This window comes from Streptomyces sp. NPDC001156, assembly GCF_053598275.1.
In genome coordinates this window covers 58,284-73,378 of record NZ_JBSFJX010000013.1, presented here as the reverse complement: position 1 = coordinate 73,378, position 15,095 = coordinate 58,284, and the positions used below count along the sequence as shown (strand labels likewise).

Below are 15,095 nucleotides of genomic sequence, written 5' to 3'. Positions count from 1 at the left end.
ATCACCGCTTGCGCCACTACAGTGCGGCGGGATAAGTGGGTAGTCTCAGACGGACTGCATAAGTTACCGCTTAGTAATCGCATCTTCGGAGTACACGGACGTACAACGGAGGTGACCCCCTCGCAGGCCCGAGGAGCCCCCAAATGCAACTCGCCGCGATCATCGTGTCGCTGGTCCTGGCCGTGGTCGGCGTGGCGTTGTTCGCCCGAGCCATCGGCCAGATCTACCGCTTCGTGCGGCTCGGACAGAACGTGCCCGCCGGCACCCGCACCGACGACCCCAAGCAGCGCACCGTCACCGTGGTCAAGGAGTTCCTCGGCCACACCCGTATGAACCGCTGGGGCATCGTCGGCGTCGCGCACTGGTTCGTGGCGGTGGGCTTCTTCACCCTGGTCCTGACCCTGGTCAACGCCTTCGGCCAGCTCTTCCAGGCCGACTGGTACATCCCCGTCATCGGCGACTGGCCGCCGTACGAGGTCTTCACCGAGCTCGTGGGCCTGCTCACCACGCTCGGCATCCTCACGCTCATCGCGATTCGCCAGCTGTCGCGGCCGGGCCGCCCGGGCCGCAAGTCCCGCTTCGCTGGCTCCAACACCGGGCAGGCGTACTTCGTCGAGGCCGTCATCCTCATCATCGGCCTGGCGATCCTCACGCTGCGTGGCCTGGAGGGTGCCCTCCACCACGTGACGGGCTACGAGGCGTCGTACCTGATCTCGTATCCGCTGGTCGCGGCCTTCAAGGGCCTGAGCGTGGGCACGCTGCAGAACGTGGTCTACCTGGTCGCGATGATCAAGATCGCGACGTCCTTCATCTGGATGATCACCGTCTCGCTGAAGACGGACATGGGCGTGGCCTGGCACCGCTTCCTCGCCTTCCCCAACATCTGGTTCAAGCGGGAGAGCGACGGCGGTACGGCCCTCGGCGCCCTGCAGCCGATGACGAGCGGCGGCAAGCCGATCGACTTCACCGACCCGGGCGAGGACGACGTCTTCGGCGTCTCCCAGGTCGAGCAGTTCTCCTGGAAGGGTCTGCTGGACTTCTCCACCTGCACCGAGTGCGGCCGCTGCCAGTCGCAGTGCCCGGCCTGGAACACGGGCAAGCCGCTCTCCCCCAAGCTCCTGATCATGTCCCTGAGGGACCACGCCCATGCCAAGGCGCCGTACCTGCTGGCCGGCGGCGGCAAGACCATGGAGGGCGAGGAGAAGGCGTCCGCCGAGCAGCTCAAGGACGTTCCGGCCGCCGCCCTCGCCGAGGCCGAGCGCCCGCTGATCGGCACCGCCGAGGAGAACGGCGTCATCGACCCGGACGTGCTGTGGTCCTGCACCACCTGCGGTGCGTGCGTGGAGCAGTGCCCGGTGGACATCGAGCACGTCGACCACATCGTCGACATGCGCCGCTACCAGGTCATGATCGAGTCCTCGTTCCCGTCCGAGGCGGGCACGATGCTCAAGAACCTGGAGAAGAAGGGCAACCCCTGGGGCCTGGCCAAGAAGCAGCGCCTGGAGTGGACCAAGGAGGTCGACTTCGAGGTGCCGGTCGTGGGCCAGGACATCGAGGACCTGTCCGAGGTCGAGTACCTGTACTGGGTCGGCTGCGCGGGTGCCCTCGAGGACCGTGCCAAGAAGACCACGAAGGCGTTCGCCGAACTCCTCCACATCGCGGGCGTCAAGTTCGCGATCATGGGCGGCGACGAGAAGTGCACCGGTGACTCCGCCCGCCGCCTCGGCAACGAGCCCCTGTTCCAGGAGCTCGGCATGGAGAACGTGGCCGCGCTGAACATGGCCTTCGGTGAGGACGACGAGGACCCCGCGACGAAGAAGCCGCGGTCGGCCAAGAAGATCGTCGCGACCTGCCCCCACTGCCTCAACACGATCGGCAACGAGTACCCGCAGATCGGCGGCGACTACGAGGTCGTCCACCACACCCAGCTGCTCCAGCACCTGGTGGACGAGGGCAAGCTGATCCCGGTCACCCCGGTCGAGGGCATCATCACCTACCACGACCCGTGCTACCTGGGCCGCCACAACAAGATCTACACGCCGCCGCGCGAGATCATCGGCAAGGTCCCGGGCCTGCGCAACGAGGAGATGCACCGCCACAAGGAGCGCGGCTTCTGCTGCGGTGCCGGCGGCGCCCGGATGTGGATGGAGGAGCGGATCGGCAAACGCATCAACAACGAGCGCGTGGACGAGGCCCTCTCCCTGAACCCAGACATCGTCTCCACGGCCTGCCCGTTCTGCCTGGTCATGCTGACCGACTCGGTCAACGGCAAGAAGAACGAAGGCAAGGCCAAGGAGTCCATCCAGGTCGTGGACGTGGCTCAGCTGCTGCTGGACTCCGTCAGGACGCCGGTCGACCCGGCGGGCGAGGCGGAGACGGAGAGCGAGCCTGAGCCGCAGCCGGTGAAGTAGACGGCGCTCGAACAACGGCCGAGGGGCCGAGGTCGCGTACTGCGACCTCGGCCCCTCGGCCGTTCACGGCCAGCGCCGCTGCACCGGCCGTCATCAGGGCTCTTCGGCGATGTCCGCAGGCCTGTAGGCCGTAGGTGTGTTCTTCCCCTGGTGGGCGGTACGCCGCCCACGCCGCTCTGTCCTGTACTGCCAGCATGACTGCCTGTCGTGATCATGAATCGCTGCCGCCTCAGCGGTCGGCCAGGAACGCGGTGAAGCTGAATGGTGTCTGCCCGGCGTGACACAGCCGGCCCCGATGGCTCCCGTATCCGGGTGATGAGAGTCATCGCCAGGATGAACGTGGGTGGTCCGGCCCTCCAGGTCTCCACCGTGATGCGCGGCCTCGACGACGAGCTCTTCGACCATCGGCTGTACGCCGGCTTCGTGGGCCCGGACGAGGCCGATTACGTCGACCAACGGGCGCCCGATGTGCAGGTGTGCCGGGTGCCCACCCTGGGACGGGCCGTGCGGCCCACCGACGACCTGCGCGCACTGGCCGCACTGACCGCCGCCATGCGCCGGTTCCGCCCGCACATCGTGCACACGCACACCGCCAAGGCCGGAACCCTGGGACGTGCGGCGGCCGTGCTCGCGCGGGTGCCGGCACGCGTGCACACGTACCACGGCCACCTTCTGCACGGCTACTTCTCACCGGCGAAGACCCGGCTGCTGGTGCAGGCCGAGCGGCGCCTGGCGGCCGTCACCGACCGGCTCGTGGCAGTGGGGCGCACCGTCCGCGACGACCTCCTGGCCGCCGGCATCGGCGAGCCCCGGCAGTACGCCGTGGTACCGCCCGGCACCACCCCGGCCGTGCCTTCCCCGCGCCCGCAGGCACGCAGGCAGCTCGGCCTGCCGGCGGACGGCCCCGTCGTGGCCTACGTCGGGCGGGTGACGAGGGTCAAGCGGCCCGACCGGTTCCTGTCGGTGGCCCGGGAGGTGCGTCGCGCCGTGCCCGACGCCCGGTTCCTGGTGTGCGGTGGCGGAGACCTGCAGAGCGAGCTGGAAACGGCCGCCGACCTGCGCGAGTCGCTTCACCTGCTGGGCTGGCGCGCCGACGTCGAGACCGTGTACGCGGCCGCGGACCTGGTGCTGCTGACCTCGGACAACGAGGGCATGCCGGTCAGTCTCATCGAAGCGGGCCTTGCCGGCGTGCCGACCGTGGCGACGAACGTGGGCAGCGTGTCGGAGGTGGTGCAGGACGGACAGACCGGCCTGCTGGCTCCCCCCGACGCCCAGGAACTCACCCGTCACGCCATCAGGCTCCTCAGCGACGACGGGCTCCGTTCACGCATGGGGCAGCAGGCCCGCGCGTGGACGGCGCGGAAGTTCGGGGCGGAACGCCTGGTCCAGGACACCCATGACCTCTATGCCTCCATCGCTGTGGAACGCGGCTGGTGGCCCTCAGCCCTACCGAAAGGTGTCAACCGTTGAACGTCGTAGTGACCGGCGGCGCCGGGTTCATCGGAGCGAACCTCTGCCGCGAGCTTGCCTCCCGCCCCTCCGTCGGCAAGGTCGTCGCCCTCGACGACCTGAGCACCGGTTCGGCGGCCAATCTGGCGGGCACGGACGTGGAGTTGGTCGAGGGCAGCATCCTCGACCAGGCCCTGCTCGAAGACGTGGTGGACAGCGCCGACGCCGTGGTCCACCTGGCCGCCCGGCCGTCCGTGCCGCGATCCCTGGCGGATCCGTTCGCCACCCATGACGTCAACGCCACCGGCACCGTGCGCGTGCTCGAGGCGTGCCGCCGCCGTCACACCCACCTGGTCGCCGCGTCGTCGTCCTCGGTGTACGGCTCGGTCACCGACCTGCCCAAGCACGAGGACCTGCCGACCCGTCCGCTCAGCCCCTACGCCGCCAGCAAACTCGCGACCGAGTCCTATGTGCTCTCCTACGGACCGGCCTTCGGTCTGCCGGCGCTCGTGTTCCGCTTCTTCAACGTCTACGGCCCGCTGCAGCCCGCCGGGCACGCGTACGCAGCGGTCGTTCCGTCGTTCATCGATGCGGCGCTGCGCGGTCACCCGCTCACGGTCTTCGGGGACGGCCACCAGACCCGCGACTTCACCTACGTCGGAACGGTCGTCCGGGTGCTCGCCGACGCCGTCCTGCGGAAGGTCACCTGCGCGAGCCCGGTCAACCTGGCCTTCGGTACCCGGGTCAGCGTCCTGGAACTGGCCCATCACCTCGCCAAGGCAATGGAGTTGGCAGTGGAGATCCACCACGAGGCACCGCGTCCCGGTGATGTGCGGGACTCCCAGGCCGACGACGGGGTGCTCCGCGGTCTCTTCGCGGGTCTCCAGGCGGTTCCCCTGGAGCAGGGTCTGGCCGAGACCGTCCGGTGGTTCCGCTCCCTGCCCGCGTACGCGTGACGGCGGCAGGGGCAGAAGCGGCCACTGGGCTCCGCGCAACAGGCTGAGGAAACGGGTCGCGGTCTTGATAGCGGCCCGTTTCGCGGTCAGGACCGCGATGTTCGCCACGTCGGGTGCGCGCACCGCGGCGAACCGCGGTGCGCGAGCAGCAGAAAAGCGACCGGGACCCGCCACGGCCGCGCAGCCGGCACATGGCGGGCACCGGCCGGCTCGGACCGGGGCAGCCCCTCGTCAGAGGATCTCGACCCTCTCTCCCCGGCATCGGTTGCGGGTGTCGAGCACGTATGCCCCGGCACGCTCGACGAGCGCGTAGTCGAAGACGTCGTGGTCGGTCGCCACAAGGACCACGTCGGCCGCCCGGATCTCCGCCTCGTTGAATTCCACCCGTGTGATGTCCAGCGGAACGAGATACGCGTCGGTGTGCGGCTCGGACACCACCAGCCGGGCACCGAGGGCGAGCAGCGACCGGGCGAGGACGAGCGCCGGCGACTCACGGATGTCACCGGTGTTCTTCTTGTAGGCGAGGCCGAGTTGGAGTACCCGCGACCCCTTGACCGATTTGCCGCGTTCGTTCAGCCCGCGGGTGATCCGCCGGACGACGTGGTCGGGCATGTGGTCGTTGATCTCGTTGGCCAGCGAGATGAACCGGAGATCCCGCTTCAGCAACCTCTTGACCTGCCAGGACAGATAGGAGGGATCCACCGGCAGACAGTGCCCGCCCACGCCCGGGCCGGGCCTGAACGGCATGAAGCCGAACGGCTTGGTGCTGGCGGCGTCCACGGCCTCCCAGATGTCGGCGCCCAACTGCCTTGACACCATGGCCATTTCGTTGACCAGCGCGATGTTGACATGACGGTAGGTGTTCTCGAGCAGCTTGGTCAGCTCGGCGGTCCGGCAGGAACTCACGGACACGGTGCGCTCCACGATGTCGCCGTAGAAACGCTCGACGCGGCTCAGCGACGCGGCGTCGATTCCGGAGATCACCTTGGGGGTGTTCTCCAGGTGCCAGTCGGGATTGCCGGGGTCGATGCGCTCGGGGCTGTAGCCCAGGTGGAAGTGGTCGCCCGCCGTCAGCCCGCTGCCCGCCTCCAGCAGCGGACGCAGCAGGCTCTCGGTCGTCCCGGGATACGTGGTGGACTCCAGGACCACGGTGGCGCCGGGGGTGAGGTGCGGGGCGACGCTCCGTCCGGCACACTCCACGAAGCTCAGGTCGGGTACGCCCTCACGCAGCGGCGTCGGCACGGTGATGACGCACACGTCGAAACCGTCGATGTACTTGTACTCGGTCGTGGCGTGGAAACGGCCGCTGTCGGCCGCGGCCACGAGACGTGCGTCGTCGACGCCTTCGATGTAGGAGTCGCAAGCACCCAGGCGCTTCACACGCAATTCGTCCGTGTCCACGCCGACGACCGAATAGCCCACTTCGACGGCCCGCACGGCCAGGGGAAGGCCTACGTAGCCCAGGCCCACCACAATCAGCTTGCCCTTGTCGACATCACTTCTCTGACGCACGGTCACCACTCCGTTGCTGTAGAGGAATCGGCATACGCCAGCCTTCATTCACGCATGTATGACGGCCCTTTCGAGGTCCTGTGGAATGTGTCCGCCCCGCATCACCCTGTTTCCGTAACGAAACAGACGCGCCGAAGGGACCGACGTTCACCTGGGAGGTTTCAACTTCCGCTATTCATCGCATATGTGAACGTCGGCTCGGCGATCGATCGAGCTGTGTCGGACCCCAGTCTCCACCCCCGAAACCGGAGTGAAGCCGCACATGGATCGCAGTTCGAAGTACCTGGTCACGGGTGGAGCCGGCTTCATCGGCTCCCATCTCGTGGACGCATTGCTGGCCAACGGACACAACGTGGTGGTCCTCGACGACCTCACCACCGGACGGCAGGAGAACCTCGCCAAGGCCCAGAACAACCCGCGTTTCCGGTTCTTCCGCGGATCGGTCCTGGACGCGCCGCTCGTCGACGAACTCGTAGAGGAAAGCGATGCGGTCATCCATCTGGCCGCCGCCGTCGGGGTCAAACTGATCGTCGAGCACCCGCTGAAGTCGTTCGTCACGAACACAAAAGGCACCGAGAACGTCATCGAGTCGGCGCAGCGGCACGAGCGCAGGATTCTGATCGCCAGCACCTCGGAAATCTACGGAAAGAATTCGTCCGGACCGCTCAACGAGACCTCCGACCGCATCCTGGGAAGTCCGTCCGTGGCCCGGTGGTCGTACAGCACGGCCAAGGCGGTGGACGAGATCATGGCCGTCCTCTACCACCGGGAGCGCGGACTGCGGTCGACGGTCGTTCGGTTCTTCAACACCGTGGGGCCCCGCCAGAGCCCCGCGTACGGGATGGTCATCCCGCGGTTCGCCCGGCAGGCGGTGCGCGGGGAGCCCCTCACCATCCATGCGGACGGCCGTCAGAGGCGCTGCTTCCTGCACGTCCACGACGCCGTCGCGGCACTGCTGCTCCTGCTGGAGCACCCGGGGGCGGAGGGAGAGACCTTCAACATCGGCGCGGACGACGAGATCAGCATCCGCGAGCTGGCCGACCGGATCATCGCTCAGGCCGGAAGCGTGTCCCGGCTGGAGCACCTGTCGTACGCCGACGCGTACGGCCCGGGCTTCGAGGACATGGAACGACGCGTCCCCGACACCGGGAAGCTCCGTGCCCTGACGGGCTGGCAGCCCCGGCGCACCCTCGCCGACGTCCTCGCGGACGCGATCGCGGACGCCCGGGCCGATTGGCACGGCGGCTGGCCGCTGCGGGTGCCGAGCACCCCGGAGCAACGTCTCCCGCTGACCTGCGGGCCCGTTGCCGAGACCGCTCTGGCAGGACGGTGACAGGCATGAGCACAGCGCTCGCGACGACGGGCGCGGGCCTCGCGGCCCTGCTGCTCGGCCTGCTGCTGACGGAGCCCCTGAGACGATTCGCCCTGCGTCATGGGATCACCGACCGTCCCAGCGCCCGCAAGGCGCACACCTCGCCGACGCCCTACCTCGGTGGTGTCGCCATCGCGACCGCCACTCTGGCGGCGACCGCGGTCGCCGCACTCGCCACCGACGTCTTCGACCCGGTTCTCGGGGTCCTGCTCGGCGGTTCCGCGCTCATGTGCGTCCTCGGACTCGTCGACGATCTGCGCCAGCTCAGCCCACGGCTGCGGCTGTGCGTCGAGACGTCGGCCGCCGCGGTGGTCGTACTGGCAGGGGGGCATCCCACCATCCTCGGCGGCAGGATCGACGTGGTGCTCGCCGTCGTATGGATCGTCTTCGTGACCAACGCGTTCAATCTGCTCGACAACATGGACGGTGCGGCATCGTCAGTGGGCGTCGTCATCGGCGGATTCCTCTGCCTGGCCGCCCTGGCCGACGCCTCGGTCGGCCAGGGCGTGGTGATGGCGGCCCTTGCCGGGTCCTGCCTCGGCTTCCTCTTTCACAACAGGCATCCGGCACGGATCTTTCTGGGCGACGCCGGCTCGCTCTTCCTCGGCTTCACGCTGGCCTCCACGATGATGGTGGTGCACGACGACGTCGAGGGCCTTTCCGGGCCCGCCGTCCTTCTGCTCACCACCCTCGTCCCGACCTTGGACACCACCCTGGTGATGGTGTCGCGCTATCGGGAGTCGAGGTCCCTGCTGCAGGGTGGCACGGACCATGTCGCCCACCGGCTTCGGCGCATGGGCTTGACGGTACGTCAGGTTGTGCAATTCCTCAGCGTGTTCGCGGTTGCGGGCTGCCTGTCGGCGACACTGGTGGCGCACGGGTGGCTCCCTCCCGGAGTCGCGCTCGTCATCGCCTGTCTGGTGGGGGCCGGGGCGGTGCGGCTGCTGCTCAACGTCCCTGCTACGGCACCGGCTTCACCGGTCGCAGAGGTCCCGGTCGGGACTTCGGCGGCCGACGGACCCCGTATGGCCCCGCCCTTGAGACCTGCCGGCAGATTCGGACGCCGTCACCGGCCACTCCGGCCGACGGCGGTGCCTCATTCGCGGGGAGCCCGGAAGGCCACCACGCTGTCCCCGACCGCGGGCAGCCCGGCGGGGCCGCAGTGACTCCCTAGGCGCTGCGGCGGCGCCGTCCGGTTCGGACAAAGGTCCCGCGCCCCCGCGCGGGACCGACCCGAGCGCCGATGTGCGTCTCCGGATGCCTGTCCCGGGGCAACTCGACGGCCGTGAGGACATCCGTGACGTGGGCCCTCTGCACACGCTCACGCCACCGCGGCACCCGTACGGTCACGGCATCAGAGGGCATCAGAGTGCCAGGACGATGGCGTCGCTCGGCTCACATGGGACGCCGAAGCGCGGCGAACGTCGTGTGTCCGTACTCACCTCGTGTCAGGAAGTGGCCCTTCGCCAGCAAGCGCTCATAGCGACGTCGAGGCATCCGCAGACGGCCCACGACCCGGGCCACCTGGCGCGCCGGCCAAGGGCCCATCGCCGGTTCCAAAGCTTCCCGGGCCGGTTCCTGGCGCAGGGCTCTCGCATAGGCCAGCGATGGGGGCTGATGGCGGACCAGGACCAAGTCCAAACCGGTGATCTCGGCTGCGGCCGCGAACTGACAAGCGCTCCACCTGGTGAGGTGGTGCGGCGGACAGTCCATCGGCTCCAAACCCCTGCGAAACCGCTGACGGTTCGGCACCGACAGAAGGACTTCACCCCCCGGCACGACGATAGCCGCGAGGGCCGAAAGGAAACCGCGGACGTCTGCGACGTGCTCCAGGACCTGGAAGGCGCACACGACGTCCGCTCGACCGGGTCGGGCGACTGCGTCCTCTCGGACGTCGGTGTCCCTCACTTTGATGCCGGCCGCACGCAGCCTCTCGGCGGCGTCGGGGTTCTTCTCAAGTGCCTCGACAGAACCGCACCGTGGCAGCAGGGACCGAAGAAAGGCTCCCTCGCCGGCACCCACTTCGACGACTCTTGCTTGGTTCGGAATTCGCTGCGCGGCCTGATCGAACTCCCATCGCCACGGCTGATACTTGATCCCGCCGGTGAAGAGTTCGGAGTAAAATCCGCCGTCTCCTTCGAGTGCGGGGTGGAACCAGCCCAGGTCACAGCGAGAGCAGGAGTGAAGAGTGACGGGACCGTCTCCATACTTGCTGATCACTTGGTCTGAAAATGAAGTGGCCCACTGTTCTCTGTACGCCTGCCACACATTGGAAAGGTTGATTTGAGAGGAACCTTCCACCGGCGAGGCCTCGCAAAGAGGGCAGCGGTCTCGTGAGGAATTCAACACCGATCCAACTTATCAGCGCGCACACTCCCTCTCGCTCTAAGCCACGCCGTCCGGTTTTGTCGCACCGCCCGAGTAGCTCGGCCTTTGTCTCAGCCGAATCGGTGGACACTCGTGAACTCCTCGCGAGCTCACGTCCAAAGGTCTTGGAATCAAAGCAAGAAGCGCACCCACGATCATCACACAGAGGGCCATGACCTTGCTCCACACCGTAGGCGTAAGAGAGCGGCTTTGCAGCACAGCCAGGCCTGCCACAACAGCGAGCCACACTTGGACCTTCGCGATCACTGAGATCAGTGAGAGTCGGGGCGAGTACACCACAATAAGAATGGCCAGCATGCACTCGAGAAGAGAACGCTGTCGGTAAAAGGTTGCACCGAAGGTGACGACGTACGTCGCAGCATAAGAAAAGGAGGCCACAACAGCTGACCGGCCGATTCCGATGGAGTCCGCCCATGCCCTGCGCAGCGACATTGGTGCAAGCGCAAGGCTGGCAATCCAGATGATGGTTCCTGGGCGCAGCCATTGTGTCGGCCCAGGATCGAGCTTCCATGGGAGTGGATCGAATAGAACGACCCCAAAGTACTGAGGATGACTCAATAGATTCCTTGAGCCGTATCCCGCAGTGAACTCCAGTGGGACACCGTGTACAACCTCGAGACTATGCACAAAACCGAACAGCGTTAGAGCCCGGGGGAGAACAAAGACCACGCCGATGGCCATGATGATCAACCAACCCGTGAGATGAGCGCGGCGCAACCGTGCGCGAGCGAGCAAGGCCACCGCGATAAACAGCGCTGTCGGCGGCCGGGTATACAAACAGGCCTGGGTGCTGAGCAAGGTGCCCACGCACGCCAATGAGAAACGAGCACGGGCCTGGAGCAGCAAAGTCCACAGAACAAGACTTGTAATCAAGCCTTCTTTGAGGCCCCAAGCGTCCCACAGTAGGAGGTTGGGGCTGACGCCTACGACGAGTCCGGCGATTGCGGCACGCCTGCGGCCGCATCCCGAGGCGAGAGCCAATCCGCGGGCCGCTACCGCCCCGGTCGCCGCCATGAGAGCCAGGACGACCTTGGCCCCCAACCAACCACCTCCGATGAAGACCTTGCCGAGCGCCATGGCCGCTTGGTAACCCCAGAGGTTGGATCCGGACCACCAAGCCAGGTCCCTTACGCTGAGGATGTTTCCATGGCTCCAGGCAAGAGCCAGCGCAGTGCTGGCTCGATCGTACCCGCGAGCATCAGGGAACTGTGCCACGCCATTCGTTTGCTGATGGACCATGAGGACCACGCAGACGTGGGCCACGGCTGCGATCGCGAAAATAGCCACAGGCGCACTACTGGGCGCCTTGTCGCGACGTCTGGAGGCAGGGTATTTAGCAGCGAGTGGCCTGGTCATGCCTGCAGTCCCTGGTCCCATACCGTCTTTACCCTTTGCGCCGAGCGGAAATATTGGCTGGAGGGGTTTGTCGGTGCCGTGGCCTGGTTCGCAGATGCTGCGAGCGCACCAACCGCCATGCAAGTTCCCACTTTCAAGCCCCTCAGGGTTTAGCGACCATACATTGGTAGCCCAATCCCTACTGTCATTTGGCCACGCTGGACGCCGGAGGCCACTGGATTGGAGCACAGGGTGCAGTAGTGTTGCGAGAGCCTGCCAGAAAGCTTCGACATTGTAAACGCCCTGCGAACGCCACCAACTACGTTCGGTTGATGAGCCATTGGAGATTTGCGCAGTGGGTGTCGTGGTTGTCACGCTCACTTCGCCTGAGCACGGATCACTCTGGCTGGATTTCCCGCCACGACCGTATCGGCAGACACGTTCTTCGTCACCACACTTCCGGCGCCGACGGCAGCACCACGCCCGATGGTCACGCCCGGTAGAACCGTCACCCGTGCGCCGATGAAAACGTCGTCTTCCACGACGATGTCCGCATGGACCGGGGCGTGGTCGCGAAACTTTCCTCCTGCTTCGGGGACGGGATGATCCCCGGTGATGAAAAGGCAATTCGGACCCATGGTCAGATGCGCGCCGAGGGATACGCGGCCCAGACCGAGAAACTGGGTGCCCTGCCCCAACCCGGCATGTCTCCCCATTCGCAGGGACGCCGGGAGATCGACATGGGCATTCATCGTGACCGGCAGTCGCACTTCCTCGCACATCTTCTGCGCACACCAGCCGCGCAGGCCGAGTGCTCCGGGCACGCGCCGATGCAACCGCTGCGCGATCAGCTTGTAGAAGCGGCGAACACCCAGGATGAAGATTCGATTTTTCAACACGACGTTCCTTCGGTTGGCACCGAGTTCGAGGTCAGCTGGGACACGTTGAGAAAGAATCACCTCTGCCCTGACACGCGGACGTGCAGCAACCAAAACCGCGGCTTCGCGCAATTTGCGCCATATGCTATGGCATCACATCCACGATTCGCGGCCAAAAAATGGGTTGTGCGGCATGTCATTGACCGACAAAACATCAGCATCCCCCGCTCCGGACGCCCAGGGCACACGACAGAGTCACTTTCCCTCCCGGGTCTGCCTGTTGATCGGTCAGCTCGGTCTCGGTGGCGCGGAGAAACAGCTCGTCCTGCTCGCCCGGGGGCTGAGCGCCCGTGGCGTTCGGACACATCTGCTGGTCATGCTCGAGAAGGGGCCCCGGGAGGAAGAACTCCGCAACTCCAGGGTGTCCCTGGTGGAACTGGGGTTCCGCCACCGTTCCCTGGGGTGGCGGTCATACCTCGCCAACATCCGGGCTTTCTTCCGCTTTGTAGCCTTCCTCCGCAAAGAGAGGCCACAAGTTCTCCAAGCCTTCCTGTTCCATGCCTACGTGATGGCAGCCCCCGCCGCGCGGCTGGCACGCGTGCCGGTGTTCCTCGCGGGGCGGAGGAGTCTCGGCTTCTACAAGAAGGGCAACCGCGCGGCACTCGTGGCGGAGCGGGTCGCCACTCGCTGGACAGACTTCCTGGTCGCCAACGCGTCCGCGATCGCGGACGAGGTACGACACGACGAGGGAGTACCGGCGTCAAAGATCTCCGTCATCCCCAATGGAATGAGGCCGGAGGAGTTCGAGATCACCGAGCCCGCCGAGATCTCCACCTCGCTGCCCGTGGTGCTGTGTGTCGCCAATCTCGCGGTTCACAAGGGTCACCGATACCTCCTGGAGGCCTGTGCGGCGCTCCGGGACACCGGAAAGCCGTGCACTCTCGTCCTGATCGGCGACGGGGCGGAGCGCCCGGGGCTGCAGCGGATGGCGGAGCGCCTGGATATCGACGTCCGTTTCCTCGGCGCCCGTACCGACGTGGCCGGCTATCTGGCCAGGGCCGACGTGGTGGTTCTCCCGTCCCTGTCCGAGGGGTCCAGCAATGCCGTCGCGGAGGCCATGGCAGCGGGCCGTCCGGTGGTGGCCACGGCCGTGGGCGGTACCCCGGAACTGCTCGGGGGACGCGGAATCCTGGTCCCTCCCTCGGATCCGGCCGCCCTTGCCGAGGGACTTCAACAGATGCTCGGCGACCGGGATACCGCCCTCGCCCTGGGCCAGAGGGCACGGGAGTGGGCCATGGCCAACCTCACGGCTGAGGTCATGGTGGACCGGTACATCGCTCTCTACCGGCAACTGCTGGAAGGCCAGCCCTCGGCGTAGTGGACAGGCCGAGGCGGTTCAAGAAACCGGCGCGGTTCACAGCGTGTCATCGCATGCTTTCCGACCAACCTCGCAGGACCGGTCGCAACCAGGGAGGTCCTTCGACACTGTGACTGACCGCAGACCTCAATTCGTCTGGATGCTCGTGGCTCGCGCAGGCACCCTCGTCATGGGCATTCTCGCCAGTGTCGTCGTGGCCAGAGCACTGCCCCCCGAGGCGCGCGGTACCTACTACATGGCCGTCAGCGTCGCCACGGCCGCCATGGCGCTGGGCCATCTGTCCGTCGAACACGCTCAGACGGCCATGTGGTCAGAGAAAAGGCAGCGGCCTTCTCTCAGCGCTAACAGCGTTCCGCTCGGGCTCTGCGTCGGTACCGTCGCGGCTGTACTGGCGATCGGGCTGGGCATGGTGTTCCAGGGGCACGGCAACACCCCGGACGTGTGGCTCCTGACCACGGCCTGCGCGGGCGTACCCCTGGGAACGGGCGTGCTGTACGGCACCAACATCACCCTGCTGCGCGACCGTACGCATGTCGCGGGATGGGCGATGCTGATGAGCGCGGTCGCCCAGTGCATGTGTCTGATTGTCCTCGGGTTGTCCGAACTGCTCACCGTCCAGATGGTGGTGGCCGCCTGGGTCGCCTCGTACACCGTCTCCCTGGCCGTACTGATCGCGGCGGGCGGAGTCACCATGGGTCGGCCTAATCTGCGCCTCGCCGGGGCGACATGTGTCAAGGGGCTGCGCTTTCACGCCGGTACGGCGGCCGGGTACCTACTGCTCCGATCGGACGTTTTCCTGCTCAATGCCTTGAGCGGCCCGCGCGAAGTCGGGATCTACACACTCGCGGTGACTTTGGCGGAGCTGAGCCGATTGGCGGTGGACGTCTTCGCACAAGTCACGCTTTCCCTCCAGTTCGACGACACCGCCGACGACTCCGCGGTGGTCACGGCGAGGATCGTCCGGTTCATGGTGCTGCTGGGCGTCGCCTCCGCGCTCACGACGGTGGTCGCGGTGGCGGCTCTGATCACCACGTTGTACGGCCATGCGTACGCGGACGCAGCCACGCTCGTCGCATGGCTGGTCCCCGGTGTCGTGCTCTTGTCGGCCGGCCGGCCGCTGTCCAGTTTTCTGCTGCGTATGCGGGCGTCTCACGTCATCGTGCTGCCCTCGCTGACGGCCCTTGTGGTGAACGCCGGACTGAACGCCCTACTCATTCCGGCCTGGGGTGCGGTCGGCTGCGCCATCGCCTCCACCGTGGCTTACACATCACTGATCGGCATCCAGGTGGTGTACTTCAGCCGGATGAGCGGCATCGGCTGGAGGTGCCTGCTCCCGACGAGCGCGGAAGCGACGCGGTTCACGACGGAGGTGAAGCGTCATTGCAGAGAACTGCACATCGGCCGGGTGTCGTGACT

At 66.6% G+C, this 15,095-nt stretch carries 11 protein-coding genes; 7 read left to right on the top strand and 4 right to left on the bottom strand.

Annotated elements, in window-relative coordinates; translation table 11 throughout:
* Positions 1-143: 143 nt before the first annotated feature.
* The 3 genes from ACWDA7_RS09855 (at position 144) to ACWDA7_RS09845 (ending at position 4,816) form a co-directional block, all read left to right on the top strand.
* Positions 144-2,411 carry a (Fe-S)-binding protein gene (locus ACWDA7_RS09855; protein WP_450603628.1) on the top strand — a complete coding sequence of 756 codons (2,268 nt, stop codon included), beginning with the start codon at positions 144-146 and terminating at the stop codon, positions 2,409-2,411.
* 315 nt (positions 2,412-2,726) lie between these two features.
* Positions 2,727-3,881 carry a glycosyltransferase gene (locus tag ACWDA7_RS09850; RefSeq protein WP_450603667.1) on the top strand — a complete coding sequence of 385 codons (1,155 nt, stop codon included), beginning with the start codon at positions 2,727-2,729 and terminating at the stop codon, positions 3,879-3,881.
* Complete coding sequence (locus tag ACWDA7_RS09845; RefSeq protein ID WP_450603627.1) at positions 3,878-4,816, top strand: NAD-dependent epimerase/dehydratase family protein; 939 nt, start codon at positions 3,878-3,880, stop codon at positions 4,814-4,816. The genes ACWDA7_RS09850 and ACWDA7_RS09845 overlap by 4 nt, the downstream gene beginning before the upstream one ends.
* 231 nt (positions 4,817-5,047) lie before the next feature.
* Here ACWDA7_RS09845 and ACWDA7_RS09840 read toward each other — a convergent pair whose 3' ends face one another.
* The gene (locus ACWDA7_RS09840; protein ID WP_450603626.1) at positions 5,048-6,328 is read right to left on the bottom strand and encodes a nucleotide sugar dehydrogenase; all 1,281 of its coding nucleotides are present in this window, start codon (positions 6,326-6,328) and stop codon (positions 5,048-5,050) included.
* A 262-nt stretch (positions 6,329-6,590) separates the two neighbouring features.
* Between ACWDA7_RS09840 and ACWDA7_RS09835 the strand changes: the two genes are divergently transcribed.
* Together ACWDA7_RS09835 and ACWDA7_RS09830 are read left to right on the top strand one after the other, a co-directional pair.
* The gene (locus ACWDA7_RS09835; protein WP_450603625.1) at positions 6,591-7,661 is read left to right on the top strand and encodes an NAD-dependent epimerase/dehydratase family protein; all 1,071 of its coding nucleotides are present in this window, start codon (positions 6,591-6,593) and stop codon (positions 7,659-7,661) included.
* Positions 7,662-7,666: 5 nt separating this feature from the next.
* Positions 7,667-8,866: an MraY family glycosyltransferase gene (locus ACWDA7_RS09830; RefSeq protein WP_450603624.1), complete on the top strand. Its 1,200-nt coding sequence runs from the start codon at positions 7,667-7,669 to the stop codon at positions 8,864-8,866.
* Positions 8,867-9,095: 229 nt separating this feature from the next.
* Here ACWDA7_RS09830 and ACWDA7_RS09825 read toward each other — a convergent pair whose 3' ends face one another.
* The 3 genes from ACWDA7_RS09825 to ACWDA7_RS09815 form a co-directional block, all read right to left on the bottom strand.
* Positions 9,096-9,722 (bottom strand): class I SAM-dependent methyltransferase, encoded by a 627-nt coding sequence (locus ACWDA7_RS09825; RefSeq protein ID WP_450603666.1) that lies wholly within the window; start codon positions 9,720-9,722, stop codon positions 9,096-9,098.
* Between the two features lie 363 nt (positions 9,723-10,085).
* The gene (locus ACWDA7_RS09820) at positions 10,086-11,165 is read right to left on the bottom strand and encodes a hypothetical protein (RefSeq protein ID WP_450603623.1); all 1,080 of its coding nucleotides are present in this window, start codon (positions 11,163-11,165) and stop codon (positions 10,086-10,088) included.
* Between the two features lie 635 nt (positions 11,166-11,800).
* Entirely contained in the window at positions 11,801-12,433 is a 633-nt protein-coding gene (locus tag ACWDA7_RS09815; RefSeq protein ID WP_450603622.1) for an acyltransferase, read from the bottom strand.
* Between the two features lie 148 nt (positions 12,434-12,581).
* Between ACWDA7_RS09815 and ACWDA7_RS09810 the strand changes: the two genes are divergently transcribed.
* Complete coding sequence (locus tag ACWDA7_RS09810) at positions 12,582-13,679, top strand: glycosyltransferase (protein ID WP_450603620.1); 1,098 nt, start codon at positions 12,582-12,584, stop codon at positions 13,677-13,679.
* A gap of 139 nt (positions 13,680-13,818) precedes the next feature.
* Positions 13,819-15,093 (top strand): lipopolysaccharide biosynthesis protein, encoded by a 1,275-nt coding sequence (locus ACWDA7_RS09805; RefSeq protein WP_450603619.1) that lies wholly within the window; start codon positions 13,819-13,821, stop codon positions 15,091-15,093.
* Positions 15,094-15,095 lie beyond the last annotated feature (2 nt).